The following is a 21,988-nucleotide window of genomic DNA, read 5'->3' as shown; positions in this document are numbered from 1 at the left end:
CATTGTGCCCGCCTCAACGGCAACTCGCACTGTAATCGTGAGTACGGTCCCATTTTCGACCCACTGCGACCAGATTTGGAGGAGAGGCTTGATGCGCTGTCAGGATGACGCATCAGGCGTCGGCTTCGCGCATCGTCTCGAAAAGAGGAATTGCGCCTATTGGGACCGGGCGATGCTCGTTAAGAAATTACCAGCAATGCGGCGCACGATAGCAACTGCTGTATTCGCCATTTCCATGCTCCCTCCGGGGATCGCACACGCTCAATTTCTGTTTGGACCCCAACACACGTTCTGGCGAAGCCAATACGCTCCGTACAAGCACAAGCACCACCACCGGCAGAGAAACTCTGAAACGCCAAAGAGCGCTCGGCCGGAGCCCCTTCCGAAGGGCCCGCTCCAGATCATCATCTCGATAGCAGACCAACGGGTCTCGCTTTTTGACAACGGGGTGCTGATTGCACGCTCTTCGGTGTCCACGGGAATGGAGGGGCATCCGACGCCCCTCGGTGTGTTCAGCGTCATCAGCAAACAACGATGGCACCGTTCAAATATTTATAGCGCCGCCCCCATGCCCTACATGCAACGCATCACCTGGTCAGGGATAGCGTTGCACGCCGGTGTCGTGCCTGGGCATCCAGCGTCACACGGCTGCATCCGTTTGAACAACGATTTCGCCGTTCGACTCTGGCACCTCACGAAGCGCGGCACGCGCGTGATCATTGCGCATGGTGATGTCCAGCCGGTCGAGATAACCAATCCGCATCTATTTCAACCGAAAGCCGCGTCCGGTTCGTCCGAACTCCAGAGTGCCACCGTCGCAACCAAGAGCATCGGTGCAGCCGCGGCAACGCAGGGAACACTGGTGTCAAACGCCGAGACTCCAGAAGCCGCCAATCTCCAGGTGCCGGGCTCGGCTCCCGCCGCAAGCGCGCCTAAAAAGATTGTCCCGATCTCCATCTTCGTCAGTCGTAAGTTGAGCAAGCTGTTCGTGCGTCAGGGCTTCACGCCCTTGTTTGATGTCCCGGTCAAGATCGAAAATCCGGAGGAGCCGCTGGGAACGCACGTGTTTACCGCAATGGAATTCCAGAAGGAGGGAACGGCTATGCGCTGGAGCGTCGTGTCGATTCCAGAGGAATTGCCCCGTAGATCCGAGGCTGCCACAAAAGGGCGAGAAGCGCCCGCGAAGCAACCCGTGTCGGGACCGTTACCCGACAAAGCCAACGCTGCGCTCAACCGCATCGAAATGCCACAGGATACGGTTGAGAAGATCTCTGAACTCCTGACGCCGGCCTCTTCGTTGATTGTTTCCGACTACGGAATTAGCCACGAGACGGGAAAAGATACGGATTTTATCGTGGTAACGCATTGATGCAGCGACGCGACCCGCCAACAAGGCGACGCTGCTGCGCAACCGCTGAATTGTTCGACCGCAATTCTGCTGCAACTTGATGTCCGCACCTAAGCCAAAGGGGCGCGAGGTGCGTTCTGAGTCACGCGATTTCCGCAAATGGGCCGGCAACCAGCTTGGCGGATAGCCTCAAACACTGATCTGGCTGCCGATACGCGTGTCGTTTGGTGCAGAGTCGGGACTATGGGAACAAGAGCGCCGGCCTGGGTGACCAAGCGTCCACAGGCAAGACCTTTACCGCCTCGCCCCCACGCGATTGACTCCACCATTCATATTGCCACCAGCGTTGTGACGGACCGCAGCGCGCGCCACCGGGCGAGGCCTGAGTACGACGCCCGCCCGGGCAACACAACCAGCTGGGTACTCAGTGTATTGACAGTAGACCACTGCACTGGCGGGCGCTGGATTGAGCGTGAGACCGGCAAGGCCCAGGAGGGCGCTAGCAGCAATCCCGCTAACAGTCGCTGACTTGATCGAAAGACGCTTCTTGGAATGCATGGTGCGGGTCTTCCTTTTTCGTGCCTGCGCAACAGATGCACGGACGCCATCTCCGGTGCGGCTGCACGCAGCGTGTCCGCCAAAGGAGCGCCGGCGTTGACATAGATCAACCGAGTGTTTGCCTAGCGACGCGGGGAACCTCACAGGACGCGAGTGCAGCGCACACGTGTCGGTGCAGCTCCTGCGGCTCAGGCGGTAGGGGTGGGCTTACGCGCCGAGCCGGTGCTGCTGAGCTCGAGGGTAACGAGCCTCGCCAGAAGGGTCGCCGGATAAAGCTGACCGATCACGCTCTCGATGTTGCAGAGACTTCGTGCCAAGGGATGTACCGGAACGATGTCTCCATACCCGGTTGATGTAAGTGTGACAAAGCTCATGTAAAAAAGCGATGCGGCGACCGAATGATCGTCCTCGAAAGCTATTCCCTTGATTGCGTCGGGAGCCGCCAGCCCTACAAACAGGAACAGCGTTGCAAAGGCCACCGCAATTAAAAGGTACAGAAGGATCGCTCCGATAATTCGGTGATATGTAACGAGACCTCGCCTGAATACGGCCTGAAGCACGACAACACCTAACGTGCAGGCGATGACCAGCCATGCGCCGGCCAAAATGTGAAGGTGGTACGGTACTGGGTAGTAAATGCGCAGGAAGAATACGGCGACGTTGAAAACGAGCGCGAGCGACATCAGAACGAGAGCAGTCGGATTGTTGGAGATGATCACCATGCTGACGATGATCGCTAGCAACAGGCCATCCGCAAACAGGTGAAAGGCGGTAATGCCCATTGCTTGTAGCGGGGCGAAGACAAAAATCAGTAATGCCAGCACTCCCGTGAGCACCGAGAGCAGCCAGTCAATGCGTTCTCCGCGCAAACGGCGCAGCTCGCTTACGGGCGTCTTCATCGATGTTCCTAAGGCCTGGCGCTGACCGCAGCGCTGCACCTTTGTACAATTCAGGACGAAAGTTCAGTCTCGTTGACCTAGATCAAGGGAACGGGAGCAAGCCCAGGCGCGCTCAGTGAATGGGTTAGTGGCCTGCCGCAGCCTGTTTGAGCGGCTCGATCAGCTCGTGCGCTGAGAACGGCTTAGTTAGAAATGCGACGCATCCGGACCGCAGTGCGGCCTCGCGAACGGAAGGAATCTCATTGCCGGTGATGAAAATGACGGGGACCGCAACGCCGTTGGCTTTGAGTTGATGCCGGAGGTCGATCCCCGACCCCCCGTTGAGGTTGATGTCCAAGATGATGCAGAGTGCGTTGGCGATGTCGGCGTGCTGCTCCAGCTCTTCGGCAGACGAGAAGAGGATTGGTTTGAAGCCATGCTGGCATAGCAGCCGATTGAGGGCTCGCAGCATTCCGGGATCGTCATCGACCACCAAAACAGGGTCGCTTCTACCCATTGGATTGCGCTCCGATGACAAGCGGGAGCGCACCGGCTCTCTCAGTCACCGATGGTAGCCGCTGGCGACCCAGTGATGACGAGAACCAATAGGCATTCGGGAGTCTGACACAAGTGTCCCATAGGCCAATAACTTGAAAAATGGTTGAGAATTGGCCTAGGCCATAGGTCCGCTATTAGGCTTATCGCCAATGACACCGACTCGTTCAGCAACCGCCACAAGTTCAGCCAAGGTCCGAACCTGCATTTTCTCCATGACCTGCTGGCGGTGGGCCTTGATGGTGCGTTCGGTCGTACCCAAGATGCTGCCGATCTGCTTATTGGTCTTACCGGCAACGATGAGTTCAAATACTTGCCGCTCCCTCGGCGTTAGTTTGGCGATGAGGGCGCGAACAACATCCAGCCTGGACTGTTGCTCGCGGAAGCCTCGGTGGCGTGCGAACGCCCGTTCAATTGCAGTAAGAAGGCCGTCGGACGTTACCGGCTTTGTCAGGAAATCCTCCGCGCCCTCCTTTAGGGCGCGCACCGTGAGCGGAATATCGACATGACCGCTGACGAATATGATCGGCAGCGTCGAACCGAGTTCGTTTAATCGCTTTTGCAGTGCTGGACCGTCGATGCCAGGTATCCGTACGTCGAGGAGGATGCAGCTCGGAACACTGTCGCTCGGCAGTCGGTCCAGCAACGCCTGTGCTGACGCATAGACCGCGACCTCATAACCGGCGTGCTTCAAATGACGCTCCATCGCCGTCAGAAAGGACGGATCGTCGTCAACAATATGCACAAGCCCCTGCACCGGTCCCCTTTCGTTGCAAAGAGGGTACCGGGCAATTCAAAGTGTGTAAGTATCGTTTAACGCTCATTTGGGGCATGGCTGATCTGTCAGTCCGAACGCGACTATGCAGTTTGTGCCAACCCGATGCCTCGCTGACTGCCGTCCCGTCGCCTGACGTGATGACAATGACCCGGCGATGCTGCCGGCAACCTTGCCCAGACCGGAGTTACAGGCTGTGTACCCCAGCGGCTGGCCTCCGTTGCGTTTGGGTCCCGCATTCGCGCAATTCAGCACTGGGGTCCTCTGAGGGGCGTGTGTATGTGGGGGGACCGCGCGACGGCAGCATTTGAAGACATTAGCATTTTTGGTTTTCCGAGTTGCGTTTCGGAGACGATTTGCCCGGTGTTTCGCGCGCTGACCTCATGAGAACCGCAATGTCGTACTTCGAAATTGCGAAGCTGTTCGGATCGACCGGCGCGGCGAGCGGGGCTCGATGAGCCGCCGCATGAGCCATTTCGCGGAATTGCTGCCGCTCAAGGCGCAGCGCCGCCCGCAAGCCCGCTTGGAAAAACCGTTCGCGCTGGGATGGGTTGAGCCGCGCCCAGCCCCGCATCGTTGCCTCGAACAGATCACGCGGCATCTCGCGGCCTTTCAAAAACGAGAATTCAGCAAATGAAACTCAAAAATCGAGAATTGCAAAGATGCTGATCGTTGACGACCGGCGGCACTGGTGGAGGAAATCCGGCCGGGGGCGCGACAGTCCGCGCCAGCGTGTCATCACCTAGACAGTCATGCCATTACGTCGCTCACCGGGGCAAAGCAGACATCCGCCGCAAGGCCGGGTCGTCCGATCTTGACCCCAAGCGGTCGTTTGATTTGAATCAACACAAACTAACTGGCATCTCCTTTCTTGCTTGCCTGATGGGGCAGTCAGAGCACAAGAGATTCAAGCTCACGCCTGCGGTTCGTCGCGCGATGATCGCGACCAATGACCAGAAAGTGTTCGCACTTATGGGCCGAACGGCAGCGCTTGGAAGAGCGAGCGCAATGGCGTCTCGCCGCGCGTGCTCTGGAAACTCCTCGCGAACGAACTGATCGAGGACGAGCCACAGACGGCCGTCACGACGGCTGCATCCACAACCATCCGCACGCGCCTGAGTAAGGTTGGGCTGATCATTTTGAAAGCGAGCTTAGACGGGAAAGCATGAGGCGGCCAAAGATCATAGGCCAACGTCCTCAATCTAGTAAGTAACGCACGGAGGGACCCCCCGGACGATCAACGGCCATCCGGCGTATGTTGGCACTCACCATCGCACCGGCCACGGCTCACGCGATCATGTGTCCTCTGCCGGACGCTGGCGAACGCGCTGTAGGTACTGCGCCAGTGCCGTAGCGGAGAATGGCTTGGTGAGAAACGCGAGGCAGCCGGATCGATGCGCTGCCTCGCGAAGGACGGGTTGGTCGTTTCCCGTCATGAAGATGATAGGCACCGAGACGTTTGCCGCCTTGAGACGGTGAGCGACCTCGATGCCGGAAACCTCGCCGATATTGATGTCCAGCAGGATGCAGGCGGCTTTGTCAAAATCGTCGTGCTTGGTGAAAGTTTCCGCCGAGGGAAACAATAAACTGGTATAGCCGAGGGACCGCAGCAGTCGCCCCAAGCTTTGCAATAGCGTGACGTCGTCATCAACGACGTAAACACAGTTTCCCTGCGACATGCGTTTGCTCCATTTTCATGGTTCCCGCCACAGACGTACTTTTTCCTCGGTGTGCCAACGTCCAAATGGACCATCAGTTTCGATTCCGACGGCTTGGAACTCTTTGCACGCCGCGCGGTCGCTTTTGGCCATTACGCTGTGCCTGACAGCCGCCTCAGTTGGCGGCCTCTTTCATGTTCGGGGGTAAAACTGGGATGTCGCTCATTTGCCCAAGGGGGACCTGCTGAAGGCCAGCCCGAATGTCCGCTTCTTGCCGTGAGACCTTGGCCGCGTCGCCGCCTCCGTTGTGCCCGTCTCGTCATCCACGCAATCTGTAGCGGCTTGCCTGGCCCGCGCGGCCCGCACGCGGTCCAAAGGACAGGAGCCTTGTGATCCCTAGCAGCCGCAGCACGGCTCACAGCGCCGGTTTTGCCTATTAATCGTTTGGTCGAGCCGCTACGGTATTCGGACTGCGGACTTCGGAGTAGGACGGGAATGCTTTTCTGGACTGCTGCTCTATCTTGGCGATCTTTTTGCGCGCGGACCCTCATCGCTGTGCTGGCCGTCGCATTATTGCTGGCGATGCAGGGCCAAAGTCAGGCGGCTGATCCAGAACCCAAGCGGGTAATGATGCTGCATTCATTCGGTCTTCGCTTTAGGCCGTGGACTGATTATTCCGAAGCCCTTCGCGCCGAGTTAAGCCGACGGGCATCCATTGAGTTTCAAGATCACTCGCTATTGAATGCCCGGCGAAGCAGCGACAAATCAGACGCTCCATTCGTCGAGTATCTTCGCACTCTTAATATTGACCAGTCGCCCGATCTGATCATCGCCATCGGCGCGCCTGCGGCCAATTTCGTGCAGGCCCACCGCAAAGACCTCTTTCCAACGACGCCCATGCTGTACACTCTGGTAGAGCGACGCCGCGTGGACTTCGATAAATTGACCAAGTACGATACTGTCGTGGCGATCACGAACGACGATCCTGTTTTCTTTGAAAATATCCTGCACGTCCTGCCTCAAACAACGACCATCGCCATCGTTGTCGGTGCTTCGCCGAGCGAAACCTGGTGGCGCAACGAGGTCGCCAAGTCCACTGCGCGGTTCGCGGATCGTGTGCGATTTCGATGGTACAATGAACTTTCCTTTGAAGAGATGCTCAAGGATGCGGCCAACCTTCCGCCACACAGTGCGATTTTCTGGATTGGGTTGAATGTCGATGCGGCGGGAGTGGCGCATGAGGGTAACAGTGCGTTCGCCCGGTTTTACCGGACAGCCAACGCACCCATCTTTTTTCACGACGAAGCCTTTTTTGGAGAGGGCATCGTTGGTGGGCCAATGCAGATCGTCGCCAGACAAAGCAAGCAGGCGGCGGAAGTCGCGCTCCGCATCCTTGACGGCGAAAATGTTGCCGACATCAAGCCGACGTTTGTTCAACTGGCCGCGCCTATGTTCGACTGGCGGCAAATGCAGCGGTGGGGAATTGCCGAGAGCAATCTGCCGCCCGGCAGCACCGTCTATTTCCGAGAACCAACCGTCTGGGAACGGTATTGGTGGCAAGTCGCACTCACAGCCACGATTATTCTATCGCAAACCGCGCTGATCGCCGGTCTGCTGCGCGAACATCGTCGGCGTCAACTTGCCGAAGTGCAGTCGCGGCAGCGCATGACGGAACTGGCGCATGTCAACCGCTTCTCAACGGCTGGCGAATTGACCGCGTCAATTGCCCACGAAATCAACCAGCCGCTCGGCTCTATTCTCACCAATACCGAGACGGCGCAGGCGATCTTGAAGTCTCCAAATCCGGACATCGACGAAGTAAACGAAATCCTTGATGACATTCTAAGGGACGACAACCGCGCCACCGAAGTCATCCGGAGAATGCGCAGCATTCTGAAAAAGGCACCGTTTGAGCAGAAGCAATTTGACCTCAACGAAGTCGTGCGTGAGACGATCAGTTTTTTTTCAGCGCTGGCGGTTGGCCGGAAATTCCAATTAGTCAGCGCGATCACGCCGGATGCGCTTCCGGTTCTCGGCGACCGCATTCAAATTCAACAGGTGATCTTGAACCTTGTCGTGAACGGGATCGACGCGATGAAGGATACGCCAATCGAAGACCGCATCATCAACATCCGGACTTCGCGCGTCGAAAAGTTTGCCGATCTATCCGTGTCTGATCGCGGCCATGGCATTCCCGAAGACAAACTGAAAGAGATCTTCGAGCCGTTCTACACCAGCAAGGCGGAAGGCATGGGTATGGGGTTGTCCATCGCGCGCACCATCGTGGAAGCGCACAATGGCCAGTTATCGGCGAAAAATCGGGATCACGGCGGCGCGTCGTTTAGGATCAGGCTTCCTCTTGTCTGATGCTCACCAAAGGGTGAATAGGACCACGACCACCACAGCCACGCTGAGAACGATGGTGGCGTATCCGATATAGCATGCTTGCGCCGCTAGTTTGTCAAAAAGCACTACGGCCCCAGTCGGAGGAGAATGACTGGGGCCGTCGGGGCTAGAGTTTAGTACCGCGCTGGTACCTCCGATCATGGCTCAATGACCGAGCCACGACAATTGTCTCGGGGGACATTGTCCTGAGGTACAAGCGACATCGAGACCGTGGTCATCATCGCCATAATGCGGCAAGCGCGGCGCCGGAAGTCAGGCCGAAGTTGCATGGGAACCGGACTATCCGCGCCTGTGGCCGGTGACCCATGGTCGAGCCTGACCACACTGCGAGGCTGGGATAGACGGACGCCAGCACATGACGGCTCGCGTGATGAAGATCAGCAAACGTCGTGAGTATCGCCGCAAGGTGTAGGCCAAGGCCATCGCGATGAAGGGTGGCCGGTGCGAGCAGTGCGGCTTCGAAGATGAACGGGCATTGTGCTTCCGTCACATCAGACCTGTGCGACGTGGCCGCAACGGACTGCGCAAGCAGGCTCAGTCATCGACCAAGTCGCATCTCGCTGTTGTTCGCGGTGAGGGCAAGGGCGTTCTCCTGCTGTGCGCGAACTGCTCCTGCATCGACACGGCGCGAGACTGGACGTTGAGCGTCAACATCAAGCGGACCGCGAAGCGCGCGTGACAGTCGGTGCGAGTGGATGGGTGCGCGCTCAAGTCCAAATTTGGACCGGTTCGCCGTTGGGGTCCTCTGAGGCGGGTGAGTTTGTGGGGGGACCGCAGAACCCCACGTCTCGATCGTATCTAACCCGGGTGTTATCCAGATTGCGTTGCGGAAGGGTTTTTTGGGGCGCGCCGACTTCATGAGCAGCGCAATGTCGGTCTTCGAAATTGCGAAGCTGGCCGGATCGACCGGCGCGGCGAGCGGGGGTTCGATCAGCCGCCGCATGAGCCAAGCGCGGAATTCCTGCCGCTCAAGCCGCAGCGCCGCCTTCAGGCCCGCTTGGAAAAACCGCTCGCGCTGCTGCGGGTTGAGGCGCGCCCATCCCTGCATCGTGGCTTCGAACAGATCAGTGCGCCGCATCTCGCGAGCCTTTGAAAAGCAGATGCGGCAAACAAACATCGAAAAACGAAAAACGCAAATATGCTGAAGGGGCGCGGTCACGCGGTCCCGGCACCAATACCCCTTATCGGAAGGACCCTAACGACCTGGGGAGGGTCCGCCTTCTCTCGATGCTCCCCGCCAACGTCATCTCGACGCGGCGGCGCATGGGTGCCGAGAACACGGCGTTGGCGCGCGCGTCACGTCGCGTGGGCCACGCCACAATCAGCCCAAGCGTTGATCTAACGCAAGCACCTCCAAACTGGGTTCCGATCCCATGGATCCTATCTGCTCGCCTACATCGAGAGGAGAACGCAAATGAAGTGGATCATCCTGTTGTGGACGTCCTTCGTTTCTGTCTTGATCGCGATTTATGCCTATGCCTGGCGCGACATGCTCAAGACCAAGCGGGTTGTGCGACCGTACATCGACGACATTCCGTTTCGGCCTAATCGCTATCGTCAGAGCGACTGACTTAAAGCGAACCAACCGGGCGCGGACAGGCGATCGATCGCGGAGGGCAACCAACGGAGCATGGCTGATGATGGATAAAATCCAACGCGCCATTCTAGAAAATCAAGTCATCCTTGCCGAAGCGCTGTGGATGCTCCTGCATTCGCAAGGTATCAGTTCGGACGCAACGCTTCAGAACGTCTCCGCCCGCATCAAGGCTACGCGGAAGCTGCTCGAAGAACACAGCGAGGAGAACCCTTAGCGCGGCGTCGCCTCATCACCCGTCGAGCGCGGCAGCACGTCACCGCAACGGCGACAGGCGGCCCACGGCACCGCCAAGGCCCGGCAGAAGGCCGTACAGTGCGCCGCCAGCGCCGGGCCATAGGACGGACACCGGGAGGGGCAACAGTGCACAGACCCCTCGTTGATCTACGTCAACGTTAGCGATCCTTTAGCGCTCACGCTATGTTCAGCCGCACCTGAGGCGGCTCCCGTCACCTTTCAGTGACGCAAGCGCGAAGAGGAGGTCCAACATGCATCCGGAGAAGCGTCTTTCGATCAAGTCAGCGACTGTTGCCGGGATTGCTGCTAGCGCCCTGTTGGGGCTTGCAGGTGTCACTCTCAATCCAGCGCCAGCCCAGGCGGTCGTGTACTGCCAGTACGTTGAATATCCGGTGGGTTGCGTTGCCCGGGCAGGCGTCGTGCTGAGGCCTCGTCCGGTGGCGCGCGCTGCGGTCCGTCATAACGCCGGTGGCAATGCAAATGGCGGCGTCAATCGCGTTGGGGCGGGGCGGTAAAGGCTTGTTCGCGGTCACGAGCGAGAAAGAAGCCGTCACCGCTTCGTCCCGGTGGCGGCTTTTTTATCGTCCCGACGCGGACAGGCGACCGAATAGCGAACGGGCGGGACATCACAGCCACGTGGCGGCGACTTTTTGGAACCAAGTCAATACATGCGCAGGAGCTGCGGCGCACGTGCGCCGCAAGGGCTATGCCGATGGCCGCAGGCAACAGATCCAATGTCCGGCGCGGGCAGCATTTCAGGATGAGATCACGAGGTTGACCGCCTTGGGGCCTTTGCCCTTCTTGTCCGGTTCGACCTCGAATGTAATGCGCTGTCCTTCAGTCAAGTCCTTCAGTCCGGCCCGCTCGACTGCGGTGATATGAACGAACACATCACGGCCGCCGTCATCGGGATTGATGAAGCCATAGCCACGCTCTCCATCGAAGAACTTGACCGTACCAACCATGGACATCGCGAAACCCCTCCCCCCGTGTAAGCGCTGTTTCGGTCCCACCTTCCATTGAAGGCGTCGAGCGAGGAATGATCGATCTCTGATTGGAGATCGGCTTGTGTCTAAGCTTGAACATATGCTTGAGCCCAGGACCTCGGTTCGTCTGGTCGAGGTCATCACGGAGAGCGGCCGACGCCGGCAGTTCTCGGCCGACGACAAGGCGCGGTTCGTCGAGGAGACGCTGGCCCCGGGAGCCGTGGTATCGGAGGTCGCGCGGCGGCACGGATTGTCGCCGCAACAGCTGTTTACGTGGCGCCGGCAAATGCGACAGCCGGTTGCGATCCCTGTGGCTCCCGAGCCGCAGACGTTCGTGCCCGCTGTCGTTACCCCATCGTCCACGCCGCCGGAGCGCTCACCGCGGCAGCGCCGACGCCTCCGGAAGGCGCTCGAGGGCGCCGAGAACAGCAGCATCATCGAGCTCGAGATCAACGGCGTCGCGGTCCGGGTCGGCCGCGGCGCGGATGCCGCGACGATTGCGGCCGTGATCCATGCGCTGAAGACCTGCACGTGATCGGTCCGACGGGCGCGGTGCGGGTGATGGTGGCGACCAGGCCGGTCGACTTCCGCAAGGGTGCCGAAGGGCTCGCGGCCCTGGTGCGTGAGAGCATCCAGGCCGATCCGTTCTCCGGCGCCGTGTATGTGTTCCGCGCCAAGCGCGCCGACCGGGTAAAGCTGATCTATTGGGACGGCACGGGTGTGTGCCTGTTCGCCAAGCGGCTTGAGACCGGTTCGTTCTGCTGGCCCAACGTGCAGGACGGCGTCATTCGCCTGACCGCGGCGCAGCTGTCAGCCTTGCTCGAAGGACTAGACTGGAAGCGCGTCCACGCCGCGCGCGAGACACCGTCGCCGATCCAAGCGAGTTGAACTGCGGCACAGTGAATCAGTATGCATGTCGCGCTCGCGGGATGCCGCGACGCATGGTGTAATCGCATCATGGCGACGACGGCCGACACGCTTCCGGACGATCCCGGCACGCTCAAGGCGATGCTGCTGGCCGAACGGGCGCGCGCCGCGCGGCTCGAGCAGATCATCAAGGAGTTGCAGCGTCATCGCTTCGGCCGCCGGGCCGAGACGCTGCCGGAGGACCAGTTGCTGCTCGGCCTGGAGGAGGTCGAGCAGGTCGAGGCGAGCAGTGATGCGGCGACCGATGCAGCCAATGCTGCCGAGCGATCGAGCCGAGCCGCACGGCGCCGCAGGAACAGAGGAGCGTTGCCGGCGCATCTGCCGCGGGTCGAGATGCTGGTCGACCTCGACGATCACGCCTGCCCGTGCTGTCAGCAGGCGCTGCACCGGATCGGCGAGGATGTGAGCGAACGACTGGATATCGTCCCGGCCCAGTTCCGGGTCCTAGTCGTAAGGCGGCCGAAGTATGCCTGCCGGGCCTGCGAGACCATGGTACAGGCACCGGCGCCAGCGCGGCTGATCGAGGGCGGGCTACCGACCGAAGCCACCGTGGCGCAGGTACTCGTCGCCAAATATGCCGACCATCTGCCGCTGTATCGGCAGGCTCAAATTTACGCCCGCCAGGGCCTCGAGCTGGATCGCTCGACCCTGGCCGATTGGGTCGGGCGGGCAGCCTTCCTGTTGCGGCCGGTGCATGAGCGACTGCTCGCGAGGCTGAAGCAGTCGCCAAAACTGTTTGCCGACGAGACCACCGCCCCGGTGCTCGATCCCGGACGCGGCCGCACCAAGACCGGCCAGCTCTGGGCCTATGCCCGCGACGACCGGCCCTGGGGCGGCACGGACCCGCCCGCCGTCGCCTATGTCTACGCTCCCGATCGCAAGGCCGAACGGCCGATCGTCCACCTCGCGGGTTTTGCCGGCATCCTCCAGGTCGACGGCTATGCCGGCTATCGGGTCATGGCCGAGCGCGGTGACGTAGAACTGGCGTTCTGCTGGTCCCATGTGCGCCGGCGCTTCTACGAACTCGCCGCGGCCGGTCCCGCACCGATCGCCAGCGAGGCACTCGAACGTATCGCCGGGCTCTACGTCATCGAAGCCGAGATCCGCGGCCGCACCGCCGACGAGCGTCGCGCCGTCCGCCAAGAGAAGAGCCGGCCGATCGCCGACGAGTTCGAACCCTGGATGCGCGCCAAGCTTGGTCTGATTAGCCAGAAGACCAAACTCGCGGAGGCCGTCCGATATGCGCTGTCGCGTTGGGACGGGCTGACGCGCTTCATTGCCGACGGCCGCGTCGAGATCGATTCCAACGTCGTCGAGCGCGCTATCCGCCCAATCGCGCTCAACCGCAAGAACGCCCTGTTCGCTGGCTCGGACGGCGGCGGCGAACACTGGGCCGTCATCGCCTCACTGATCGAAACCTGCAAGCTCATCGGCGTCGAACCCCACGCCTATCTCGCCGACGTCATCACCCGCATCGTCAACGACCACCCGAACAGCCAGATCGACGAACTGCTACCCTGGGCCTATCTCGCTACCCAAGAACGCTGGCGCGTGGCCTGAGAACATCGCTTACCCCCCCGTATTGTAGGCTCGCCATGAAAGCGGACGACCTATTCTTCGCCGAGCCAAACCGAAACGCTTTCTAGGACAGCGCGCCTGACCGGCAAATTGCCCTTAGGGACAATTGCAAGCTTCGGTTCGGTCGCCTTTTATGGGCGCGCGAATGGCGTCGCGCAGGGACAGGGAGGCGCTCATGGGGTCGATGGAAGAGTTCATCCACTATGCGAATTTGATCATCGCCAAGCGGCAGCTTGCCAATCCGAGCATCACGGACAAACACCGGCGGATGCTCGCAAGGCTGGTCGCGCAGGAGGAAGCGAAACGCTTTCACGAAGAGGACGGCGGTCACGCTGAATGCTAGTCCGTTGCCTTTCCCAAATTTGCTGGCTATCGCGTCAATTTTCGCTCATCAGGAGTTTTAGCATCGCATCGCAGGCAGCTTCGGCCTCGTCGAAAGTTTTAAAGGGCGAGCCGGTGATCCTGATCGCGCTGCGGCCTTCATAAACAGGACGCCACGACGCCAGATAACCGGCGCGTCCGTGAAAGCCGGGACGGCAGGGCTTTCATAGCTGATCACGAAAGAATAGCCGTCGCTGTTCGCGCTCCATATTTCCATCTTCTCGACGGCACGCTCGAACTGCAGGGGCATGGCTGTTCACGAGTATTCAAGCAATTCCCGAAGGATCCAAGTCTTTAAAAATTCCCTCCCGGCGTGGTCTGAAGAAGTCGTGCCGCACCGATGGCAATTCAGCTTGCCTATTCACTACAGGGCTTGATCTGGATCAAGCTGCGAGCACCTGCAGACGCTCGTGCCTGTTGGGCCGTCACGCTATCCACCGCAATCTGTGGCGGCTTGCCTGCCCATCGTGTCCGGGCGGAGTTGCTTGCTATCTCTGCGCCCCGCGATATTCTCGATGTGTATCTGAACACTAAGCGTGATCTGTTGGTTGTGCGCAATGGTCTGCCAATTCCTGACGCGTCAGGTAGATGGCGTAAGAAGAAAAAAGTAGCGAGCGTTAGCGAGGACATTAAGCTCGCCGTTGAGAGGCAGGGCTACTACATGCGGAAGCTAACGGACTTCAACAAGTGTTAGCCCGCAAAGCGCATGTGCAACCTCTTGTCTGATTGCGGTTGCTGGCACAAGGGTTCAGCTCGTTACCGACAGCCTGCGAGGCTCGCTCTTGTCTACGAGGTCGACGTTCATAGCCGCCTCACGATGGTAGTCCGAAGATCGGGAGCTGCTATCTATTAGGCGCGTGCTGCAGGCCCAGAGGTTGCAGCGCAGTCACCCCGACCTCGTCCTCGCAGGACGTCGTCCCGCCTTTTCGGCGGATCCGCTGAATTGCTAATTGATCATGCGGTCGCCTCCTCGCGGGTCCATCGGAACTCGCTTCCATCTGCCCAGATCCGATGCATCACGATCGCTAATTTTCGTGCGACTGCTACGACCGCTCGGCGAAGGCCGCGTCGCTTGGCCACCCTTACACCCCAAGCTTTCAATGCGGACCAACGCTTGGTGCGGGTTAGAAGTGCAAGCGCTGCCTGATAAAGTATGGTGCTGAGCATCACATCGCCACACCTCGAAATAGCGCCATTCCGATCGGTTTCCCCAGATGCGTATTTGCGTGGCGTAAGGCCAAGATGCGCGCCAACATCGCGGGAGCGTTGAAAGCGATCCGGGTCATCAATGGTTGTTAGAAACGTGATTGCCGTCAGTGCACCTACGCCCGGTATCGTCATGAGCCGCTGACATGTCGGTTCGCGGCGTACTATTTCAAGTACCATCTTGTGCAGGACGCCGTACTGTTCACGCAGCGCGGCTCGAGCCACAAGCATTGGGCGCAGCATCGCCGCGAGTCGTGGATGGCCATCTGTGAGTTCATTAGTCTGCTGCTCAAACGTCGCTTGAGGTATACGACCAGATAGCTTTAAGCCGAAGACGCGTAAGACGCCGCGAATTTCGTTCTCGATATCGATCTGCTTGATCAAAAGCGTCTTGCGATTGTTGAGAAGCATTCGTAGCTCCTGGCTCACGTCACCCTTGATATGAACAACGGTGTACCAGCCGACCCGCATTACCTGTGCAATGGCGCGAGCGTCGTTTCGATCGGTCTTAATCGGCATCGTCTTAGTCACGCCACGCAGTCTTCGGGGATCGATGCAGACTGCGTGTAAGCCGGCAGCACGCAGTTCGCTGTACAGCCAACGAGCGAGACCACCAATCTCAATCCCGATCTTGACAATGGGCAATCCGCTTTCGTTGAGCCAGGCACCAATAGCCTCCGGTTCCGAAAGTGCCTTGCCCTCGCGAATGACGACGCCATTCTCGTCCACAACACAGATAGCCGTCTCCTTTAGCGAAACATCCAGACCGACATAGTGCTTCATGTTCCCGCTCCTGCTGCCACCGGCTCGCCGGCTTCCCTTCCAGGCTGAGCCTTTCGAGCAGCAACCGCAATCACCCCATCTACAGCATCACCACAAACCAAGCCGCGATCATCGCCCTATTCCGCGTCGTCAACCGCTATGTCGGCAACCTCGCGCCGATGCCGGTCGTGTTTCCGGATCACCCGGTGGTGCGCAACACCGACACGGGCCGCGAGCTGGCCATGATGCGCTGGGGCATGCCGCCGCCACCAAAGTTCGGCGGGCCACCGGTCACCAACATCCGCAATGCCGTCACCGCACTGGCGAGCCTGGCTGAAGCCGGAGAACCGCGGCCTTGTCCCGGCTAACAGCTTCTCCGAGCAACGTCCGCTGCCGGGTGATGCGCTGAGGATCGTGGCGCGTGGCGCCGAAGGAGGACTAAGGCCGTCAAATGAAAGTCGCCGTCGATCGACCTTACCGATCCCCAAAAATCTGCCCGCAAGAGTCTTGAGATCGCTATGCAGTCTAGCTCGGCAAGCGCGCGGCATCGCCGATTAATTTCTTGAAGCCGAGCATTTCAGGCGCTCTAGGTACCGTTTTCTGTCCGCGGCACCCGCCAGGAGATGTTCGGCAATTTCAAGTGCCGAAGGCGACTTCCGCTGATGGAAACGGACGTCAAGCAGCACCTCGTCCAACGCGCGGCGCAATGTGGCTATCGTGGATGGATCGTAGCTCATGTCGGTCGTGTAGCCCGCGCTGACAACAGTGAGATGGCTGCCAAAGGACGCCAGGTCCGTTTGGCCTCTTTACGGCCGCGGTCACACTGAAGATCAAGAATTGTCCGGATTTTATACCCGTTCAGTCGTTTGGTTGTCGCAGATCGATGCACCTACAGCGCCGAAGGCCTCCAGCCGGCGGATTTTGGCTTCGGCGCCAGCGTATGCGGCTCGTGCGAGATCGGATCGAGGGGCGGGCCTCTCCGGGGGCGTCGGCCGCCTCAACCCGAGTCGTCGCGCCCCTGTCCGATCTAGTAGGCGCGACGAGGCCGTCGATAGGCTGGTTCCCGTGGCACTTGTGCGTTCGCAAAATATGGATTGGTAACGCACATGGCGGAGAGGCCCGATGCATTGGCGTGGCACTGCGCCATCGAGCTATAGCCGCAGTAGAAAGTTTCGCCTCCGCCCCAGTACCAACGTTGTAGGCAGATCGGTGCATTCCCGCCATATGTTTGGGCCTGAGTTGGTGCGGCGGTCAAAACCGCGATCGTTGCCCAGATCGCCAAAGCTGGAATGCGCATCAGAATTTCCTTACGGATCGACGCCATCGCATCAGCACCTCGAACCAGACAAAGCCTATTGCTTCAGATCAATTCACATTCGCGCCGACAACATTGCTGGGCCGGAGAAACTCGCAATGCAGGATGATGCTTACTGTCAGTCAATCGGTGCTGCCAAAGGCACCCCACAATATACGAATTGTCGACTGACGGTAACTCAGCAGCGCGAAGACAAACATAATACAGCGTGGGCAGCAGCAATCATATCGGAAGGGAACAATTCCGACGGGAAGCATGCTTTTTGTTGGGGGCGGGTGTCAAACCATGCCGCGATTTACGTGCCAACCGGTCTTGTCGTGATGGCGCTGCGAAATGCGAGAGGCGAATTAACGGTGGAAATGGTTTGCGTACCCTCGCCGACGCCCTGAATGGTGAGGTCGCCATAGTTCAAAAGGCGGCCAAGAACGCTTTGATTGACATCGACGCTCTCAACTTTGTCGAGGCTCATCTCAAAGGTCCGCCTCTTGATGAAACCGGTCTTGTGGACGACCCGCATGTTGGTAACGTCGGTCTCGGTGGTCCAGCGGTGGAACCAAGCCGTCGCCGTCCAGTACAATGCCGCAAGCCCAGCGACCGCCGCCAATACCAACCAAACCAACATCAGCGCGTCGGCGGCGGCCAGGCGCCACAGCACCAGAAATGCGACCGCCGCGATCCACGCCCCGATTGCAGGCAGAAAGTACACCCAGTGTTCGTTGGTCGAATACAGCACCCTTTCGCCAGGCTGTAGGATTTCGTCAATATAGCGCCCCATACGCCTACCCTGAGTTTACCTATCACCGCAGTAATATGCGCCATTTTAAACCGAGACAGACCTTGATCTATCTCAAGCCTTCCAACGGCCAGCGCCGGAAACTCGCGTTGCTTTCACACGAGAGCCGGACCCATCTCCTGCCGTGAGAAGTCGGGAGGTTAGGGACGGTTAAGGGAGGTGCAGAATGATTAGGTTGATTGCTATTGCTGGCTTCGCCTTATCGGTCGCAGTATCGGCGCAAGCCATGACACCTGCGCCGATTACTCCTCCGCGCAACGGCATGATCACGGAAGTCGCTGCTGCCTGCGGCGCGGGTAGGACACGAGTTAACGGTGTGTGCGTCGCAAGAACGACCGTCCGCCATACCCGTCGAGCCGTCCGTAGATGTGCGACCGGAATGACTTGCTAGCGCGCTGATGGCTTAAGCGGTGCAACCATGAGGGCTGAGACGACCCGAAACTGTCCCTAGCGGCATTCTGCGCTCAATGTTGCCCGAAGCCGCTGAAGGAGCGGCTGCTGGGTGTGATGGTCGCCGCACATGATCCAGATTAACGCTGTCGCTCGACTGCCACCAAAAATGGCGCATGGCATTTAACCCAAGACGGGTATTCACCGTCGAAGCGGCGGGGATCGCCACCCTCGTTCCCAGCGTGGCTGCGCTCTCCGTCGTCCTGTTTTGGTAGGTTCAGCCAAGAGGAAGTCTGATCCGGAACATCGCGCCGCCGTGATCCCGTTTTTCTGCTCATACTGCCCGCTGTGCGCTTCAAAACAATAGTGCGCGGCGATCGACAACCCCATGCCCATGCCCTCCGTCTTGCTGATGAAAAACGGCTCAAACACCGCTTTCATTTGTCTTGGGAATGCCCGAGCTGCGATCCGAGACAGATAGCTCGGCAATGTTATCGACGGCGCGAAGTCCGGATGCTGATGATGTGGTTTTCGGTAGGCGTCCTTCATCGCGTCCATCCCGTTCACAACAAGGTTCAGAATGACTTGTTGAAGTTGAATATGGTCGCCAAGGATCGGAAGCGCATCCCGCGTGATCATGTTCGCCATTTTGAAGTTCCGGCTAACAGCCAACGCGGAAAAAAATCTGATCGTCTCTTCCACAACTAAAAGCATTCCCGTCCCGCCCCAAGGGTCCCGAGTCCCGAGTACCGTAGCGGCTCGACCAAACGATGAACAGGCAAAAACGGGTTGTTATCAGCCCGTGCTGCGGCTGCTAACGAGCAGGAGGCTTGTGGACGGCGTGCGCTCGGACGGGACTGGCCGCGCGGAACAGGCAAGCCGCTACAGATTGCGGTGGATGACGTGCCCGCCTACGCCATGGGCAGCGCGAGATGTTCCAAAACGAACGATTGCCGCCTAGTTGACGTGGATCAAAGCCATCGTTTTCCGACTGTTGCTAACGATGGCGTATCGCATTTGACCCGCGAAGGGATTTCTCATAGATGGCCTGCATGCCAGAGCGGGGTCTTGTTCTTGTCGTCGATGACGACGCCGGAATGCTGCGGAGTGTAACGCGACTGCTGCGGCAGTCTGGCTACGAAACCTTGCTATTTCCTTCGGCGGAAGCCTTCTCAAATCACAACGATTTCGACGGGGTGACCTGTGTCATTCTCGACATCGACGTGGGCGGCGTTTCGGGTATCGAAGTGAGGCACCGTCTCAAAGCAGCGAACATTTCTGTGCCAGTCATCTACATCACCGGGAACGACAGCCCAGCCGTTCGCGCGGCTGCGTATCAATCCGGGTGCCTCGCCTATCTGACAAAGCCATTCTCGGCGAATTCGTTGATGGAGCCGCTGCATAGGGCGGCGACGGGGTTGGCGTAGCGCGCCCACTATCCGACGGCTGGCACGGTTCGATGAAAGCCGGGAGGACGCCGCCGCGCGGCGAGACCATGATGGCTGTTTGGGCGGGGCTCAACCACTACTCCTCGTCGTCTGGCCACACCAGCACGACCTTGCGACCGAAGTGATCCGCCAGCGCGTGAGCAAGATCGTCTATCCTGTCAGCTTCGTCCCGCTGATCGGCTGACACTTCTGCTTCTGATTTCGGCACTTCCACGATCCCCCTACTGCGTCCCCGGAACCGAAAATCGTAGGTCTCCGGGATCGCTCTAATTATGACGGTCGAGGGAACAACCGCGCATTTCCAGCCGGTGTGACAAATCTGCACGGTCGCCGGGGCCTCCAGACCTTCCAATGGAGCGGCGCGCCGCTCCGCTGCCGGTCAACGATTGGGCCAGCAAGCATCACCGCGACCGCGACCACAACGGCGATCACGACGATGAAGATCAGTGGCTCGGTTGCGCAGCCTGATCGCCTGCCACCGGATTTGCAGCACCGCCGGTCGTCAACGCCACGTCAGCATCACCGCGCCCGCGATGGTGATCATCACCGCCAGCAGCATCAGCACCTCAAGGTTGGACATGGTCCCCATCGGGATCACTCAAGGTTTAGAAGCGACTTCTAAACTCGTCAGCCCTGCTCATCCATGCTTTTTGGGTGTCCCTTAGGGCACAGGACCCTTCCGCCGGGGTGCGCGAACCGCGCCCCTTCAGCCTTTGCAATTTTCGATTTTTGAGTTTCACTCGCCGAATTCTCGTTATTAAAAGGTCGCGAGATGGCGCGTGATCTGTTCGAGGCCACGATGCAGAGATGGGCGCGGCTCAACCCAGCGCAGCGCGAGCGGTTCTTCCAGGCGGGCCTGAAGGCGGCGCTGCGCCTTGAGCGCCAGGAATTCCGCGAATGGCTAATGCGGCGGCTGATCGAGCCCCCGCTCGCAGCGCCGGTCGATCCGGCCCGCTTCGCCATCTCGAAGGCCGACATTGCGCTGCTCATGAAGTCGGCGGGCGAAGCACCGCTCGAATAAGCGTCCGCTATCAGACAGTTTCGCGGCGTGCCGTCTCCGCAACGCAATCTGGATTTCGTCCGGGTTGAATACGATCGTAGGGCTCCGTTCTGCGGTTCCCCCACGAATTCACGCCTTGAGAGGACCCCAGCCCCGATGGCGTCCCGCAAGAGGGTCCCTCACCGTCACCGCATCGACTGTCACGCGCGCTTCGTGCTTCGCTTGATGCTGACGCTCAACGACCAGTCCCGTGCCGTGTCGATGCAGGAGCAGTTCGCGCACAGCAGGCGGGCGTCCTTGCCCACACCGCGAACATCAGCGAGATGCGACTTGGTCGATGACTGAGCCTGCCTGCGCAACCCGTTGCGACCACGCCGCACAGGTCTGGTGTGGTGGAAGCGCAGCGCCTGTTCGTCGGCAAAGCCGCATTGCTCGCACCGGCCACCCTTCAGCGCGATGGCTCTGGCCTTCACGTTGCGGCGGTACTCTCGGTGCTTGCTCTGCTTCATCACGCGGGCCGTCATGGTTGCTGGCGGCATTCTATCCGATCCTCACCACGTTGATCAGGTAGTAACACCACCTCTAGCCCTCGCGACGAGAGGAAGTGGCATCGCGCCCGTCGTTAACGCTCCCTTCACCATGTCCGAGCATCATCGGTCCCGTCCTTTCTGGGACACGGTGTTGCGTGCGTGAGCGAGAAGGAGCCGTCACCGGGGCATCGGTGACGGTCTTTCGTCGTCTAATGCCCGAAACCTAGACCCATTCGTCCGGGGAGAACTCGATCTGTGCCGGGGCTCATCCATCTCGTTGACGACGACCAGTCATTCCGGACGGCGATAGAGCGTCGCTTGAAGCAGGTCGGGTACAGCGTGGCGACCTACGCTTCCGCCCAGCAGTTGCTCGACCGGCTACCGAGCGATAACGAGCCAGGCTGCATCATTCTCGACGTGCAGATGTCCGGCTTGGACGGTCCGGCTCTGCAAAAGCGGCTGAGCGAACTCGGGTCATCGCTGCCGATCATTTTTCTCACCGGCTATGCTGACACCCCGACCATCGTACGGACGCTGAAGGCGGGTGCGCACGACTTCCTCACCAAGCCGGTAGTCGTCCGTGAAGAATGCGGATTGATCTGAGAAATAAGCAGAATTTGTCTTGATGTAGTATTCGATTTTGCAGGAAAGCGGGGTGTTGGA

General features: G+C 59.5%; 24 protein-coding genes and 2 pseudogenes. 13 read left to right on the top strand and 13 right to left on the bottom strand.

Annotated elements, in window-relative coordinates; genetic code table 11:
* Positions 1-91 precede the first annotated feature (91 nt).
* Complete coding sequence (locus AB7290_RS12180; RefSeq protein ID WP_244623479.1) at positions 92-1,369, top strand: L,D-transpeptidase; 1,278 nt, start codon at positions 92-94, stop codon at positions 1,367-1,369.
* Positions 1,370-1,642: 273 nt separating this feature from the next.
* Here AB7290_RS12180 and AB7290_RS12175 read toward each other — a convergent pair whose 3' ends face one another.
* The 6 genes from AB7290_RS12175 to AB7290_RS12150 form a co-directional block, all read right to left on the bottom strand.
* Complete coding sequence (locus tag AB7290_RS12175) at positions 1,643-1,906, bottom strand: hypothetical protein (RefSeq protein WP_084795033.1); 264 nt, start codon at positions 1,904-1,906, stop codon at positions 1,643-1,645.
* 188 nt (positions 1,907-2,094) lie between these two features.
* Positions 2,095-2,805 (bottom strand): potassium channel family protein, encoded by a 711-nt coding sequence (locus AB7290_RS12170; RefSeq protein ID WP_135217039.1) that lies wholly within the window; start codon positions 2,803-2,805, stop codon positions 2,095-2,097.
* A gap of 124 nt (positions 2,806-2,929) precedes the next feature.
* Positions 2,930-3,301, bottom strand: coding sequence for a response regulator transcription factor (locus AB7290_RS12165; protein ID WP_354096561.1), 372 nt, complete (start codon positions 3,299-3,301; stop codon positions 2,930-2,932).
* 156 nt (positions 3,302-3,457) lie between these two features.
* Entirely contained in the window at positions 3,458-4,096 is a 639-nt protein-coding gene (locus tag AB7290_RS12160; RefSeq protein WP_063981920.1) for a response regulator transcription factor, read from the bottom strand.
* Between the two features lie 334 nt (positions 4,097-4,430).
* Positions 4,431-4,715, bottom strand: a complete 285-nt coding sequence (locus AB7290_RS12155; protein WP_441253426.1) for a hypothetical protein — start codon at positions 4,713-4,715, stop codon at positions 4,431-4,433.
* A 694-nt stretch (positions 4,716-5,409) separates the two neighbouring features.
* A complete protein-coding gene (locus AB7290_RS12150) occupies positions 5,410-5,793 on the bottom strand; it encodes a response regulator transcription factor (RefSeq protein WP_063981918.1) in 384 nt (127 codons plus the stop codon).
* 474 nt (positions 5,794-6,267) lie between these two features.
* On the opposite strand from AB7290_RS12150, the gene AB7290_RS12145 reads away from it, so the two are divergent.
* Positions 6,268-8,139, top strand: coding sequence for a sensor histidine kinase (locus AB7290_RS12145; protein WP_135217043.1), 1,872 nt, complete (start codon positions 6,268-6,270; stop codon positions 8,137-8,139).
* A 577-nt stretch (positions 8,140-8,716) separates the two neighbouring features.
* Here the strand turns inward: AB7290_RS12145 and AB7290_RS12140 are convergent.
* Positions 8,717-9,337 carry a hypothetical protein gene (locus AB7290_RS12140; RefSeq protein WP_441253425.1) on the bottom strand — a complete coding sequence of 207 codons (621 nt, stop codon included), beginning with the start codon at positions 9,335-9,337 and terminating at the stop codon, positions 8,717-8,719.
* Positions 9,338-9,592: 255 nt separating this feature from the next.
* Between AB7290_RS12140 and AB7290_RS12135 the strand changes: the two genes are divergently transcribed.
* The 3 genes from AB7290_RS12135 (at position 9,593) to AB7290_RS12125 (ending at position 10,524) form a co-directional block, all read left to right on the top strand.
* Positions 9,593-9,748 carry a hypothetical protein gene (locus AB7290_RS12135; protein WP_167768323.1) on the top strand — a complete coding sequence of 52 codons (156 nt, stop codon included), beginning with the start codon at positions 9,593-9,595 and terminating at the stop codon, positions 9,746-9,748.
* A 67-nt stretch (positions 9,749-9,815) separates the two neighbouring features.
* Positions 9,816-9,989, top strand: a complete 174-nt coding sequence (locus AB7290_RS12130; RefSeq protein WP_167768324.1) for a hypothetical protein — start codon at positions 9,816-9,818, stop codon at positions 9,987-9,989.
* Between the two features lie 271 nt (positions 9,990-10,260).
* On the top strand, positions 10,261-10,524 hold the full coding sequence (locus AB7290_RS12125; RefSeq protein ID WP_080586857.1) for a hypothetical protein: 264 nt from the start codon (positions 10,261-10,263) through the stop codon (positions 10,522-10,524).
* Positions 10,525-10,764: 240 nt separating this feature from the next.
* On the opposite strand, the gene AB7290_RS12120 is transcribed toward AB7290_RS12125, so the two are convergent.
* Positions 10,765-10,980: a cold-shock protein gene (locus AB7290_RS12120; protein WP_063981915.1), complete on the bottom strand. Its 216-nt coding sequence runs from the start codon at positions 10,978-10,980 to the stop codon at positions 10,765-10,767.
* A gap of 97 nt (positions 10,981-11,077) precedes the next feature.
* On the opposite strand from AB7290_RS12120, the gene tnpA reads away from it, so the two are divergent.
* The 4 genes from tnpA to AB7290_RS12100 all read left to right on the top strand — a co-directional run bounded on the left by tnpA (position 11,078) and on the right by AB7290_RS12100 (position 13,843).
* Positions 11,078-11,530 carry an IS66-like element accessory protein TnpA gene (tnpA, locus tag AB7290_RS12115; protein WP_144030647.1) on the top strand — a complete coding sequence of 151 codons (453 nt, stop codon included), beginning with the start codon at positions 11,078-11,080 and terminating at the stop codon, positions 11,528-11,530.
* Entirely contained in the window at positions 11,527-11,883 is a 357-nt protein-coding gene (gene tnpB, locus AB7290_RS12110) for an IS66 family insertion sequence element accessory protein TnpB (RefSeq protein ID WP_007606730.1), read from the top strand. The genes tnpA and tnpB overlap by 4 nt, the downstream gene beginning before the upstream one ends.
* Before the next feature lie 69 nt (positions 11,884-11,952).
* The gene (gene tnpC / locus AB7290_RS12105; protein WP_354132706.1) at positions 11,953-13,482 is read left to right on the top strand and encodes an IS66 family transposase; all 1,530 of its coding nucleotides are present in this window, start codon (positions 11,953-11,955) and stop codon (positions 13,480-13,482) included.
* 193 nt (positions 13,483-13,675) lie between these two features.
* Positions 13,676-13,843, top strand: a complete 168-nt coding sequence (locus AB7290_RS12100; RefSeq protein ID WP_167768364.1) for a hypothetical protein — start codon at positions 13,676-13,678, stop codon at positions 13,841-13,843.
* 992 nt (positions 13,844-14,835) lie between these two features.
* Here the strand turns inward: AB7290_RS12100 and AB7290_RS12095 are convergent.
* Positions 14,836-15,870 carry an IS110 family transposase gene (locus tag AB7290_RS12095; protein WP_063981913.1) on the bottom strand — a complete coding sequence of 345 codons (1,035 nt, stop codon included), beginning with the start codon at positions 15,868-15,870 and terminating at the stop codon, positions 14,836-14,838.
* Positions 15,871-15,947: 77 nt separating this feature from the next.
* Here AB7290_RS12095 and AB7290_RS12090 point away from each other — a divergent pair.
* Positions 15,948-16,245, top strand: a pseudogene (locus tag AB7290_RS12090) (SOS response-associated peptidase); the annotation flags it as partial.
* A 631-nt stretch (positions 16,246-16,876) separates the two neighbouring features.
* Here the strand turns inward: AB7290_RS12090 and AB7290_RS12085 are convergent.
* The 3 genes from AB7290_RS12085 to AB7290_RS12075 all read right to left on the bottom strand — a co-directional run bounded on the left by AB7290_RS12085 (position 16,877) and on the right by AB7290_RS12075 (position 18,995).
* Positions 16,877-17,146 carry a DUF3551 domain-containing protein gene (locus AB7290_RS12085; RefSeq protein ID WP_283018916.1) on the bottom strand — a complete coding sequence of 90 codons (270 nt, stop codon included), beginning with the start codon at positions 17,144-17,146 and terminating at the stop codon, positions 16,877-16,879.
* Positions 17,147-17,459: 313 nt separating this feature from the next.
* Positions 17,460-17,939 carry a PH domain-containing protein gene (locus AB7290_RS12080; protein ID WP_283017263.1) on the bottom strand — a complete coding sequence of 160 codons (480 nt, stop codon included), beginning with the start codon at positions 17,937-17,939 and terminating at the stop codon, positions 17,460-17,462.
* Between the two features lie 609 nt (positions 17,940-18,548).
* Complete coding sequence (locus tag AB7290_RS12075) at positions 18,549-18,995, bottom strand: hypothetical protein (protein ID WP_187387982.1); 447 nt, start codon at positions 18,993-18,995, stop codon at positions 18,549-18,551.
* A gap of 395 nt (positions 18,996-19,390) precedes the next feature.
* Here AB7290_RS12075 and AB7290_RS12070 point away from each other — a divergent pair, with 395 nt between their 5' ends.
* Positions 19,391-19,774: a response regulator transcription factor gene (locus tag AB7290_RS12070; protein ID WP_346283375.1), complete on the top strand. Its 384-nt coding sequence runs from the start codon at positions 19,391-19,393 to the stop codon at positions 19,772-19,774.
* Between the two features lie 793 nt (positions 19,775-20,567).
* Positions 20,568-20,816 (top strand): hypothetical protein, encoded by a 249-nt coding sequence (locus AB7290_RS12065; protein WP_063981910.1) that lies wholly within the window; start codon positions 20,568-20,570, stop codon positions 20,814-20,816.
* Between the two features lie 179 nt (positions 20,817-20,995).
* On the opposite strand, the gene AB7290_RS12060 is transcribed toward AB7290_RS12065, so the two are convergent.
* Positions 20,996-21,334, bottom strand: a complete 339-nt coding sequence (locus AB7290_RS12060; RefSeq protein ID WP_135217019.1) for a hypothetical protein — start codon at positions 21,332-21,334, stop codon at positions 20,996-20,998.
* A 246-nt stretch (positions 21,335-21,580) separates the two neighbouring features.
* On the opposite strand from AB7290_RS12060, the pseudogene AB7290_RS12055 reads away from it, so the two are divergent.
* Positions 21,581-21,898: pseudogene (locus AB7290_RS12055) on the top strand (response regulator transcription factor); the annotation flags it as partial.
* Positions 21,899-21,988 lie beyond the last annotated feature (90 nt).

Origin of the sequence: Bradyrhizobium sp. 613_E4_N2_2 (assembly GCF_052075995.1) — a bacterium.
Taxonomy (GTDB): domain Bacteria; phylum Pseudomonadota; class Alphaproteobacteria; order Rhizobiales; family Xanthobacteraceae; genus Bradyrhizobium; species Bradyrhizobium barranii.
Note: the sequence above shows the minus strand (reverse complement) of the source record. Positions and strands in the feature narration are given on the sequence as shown.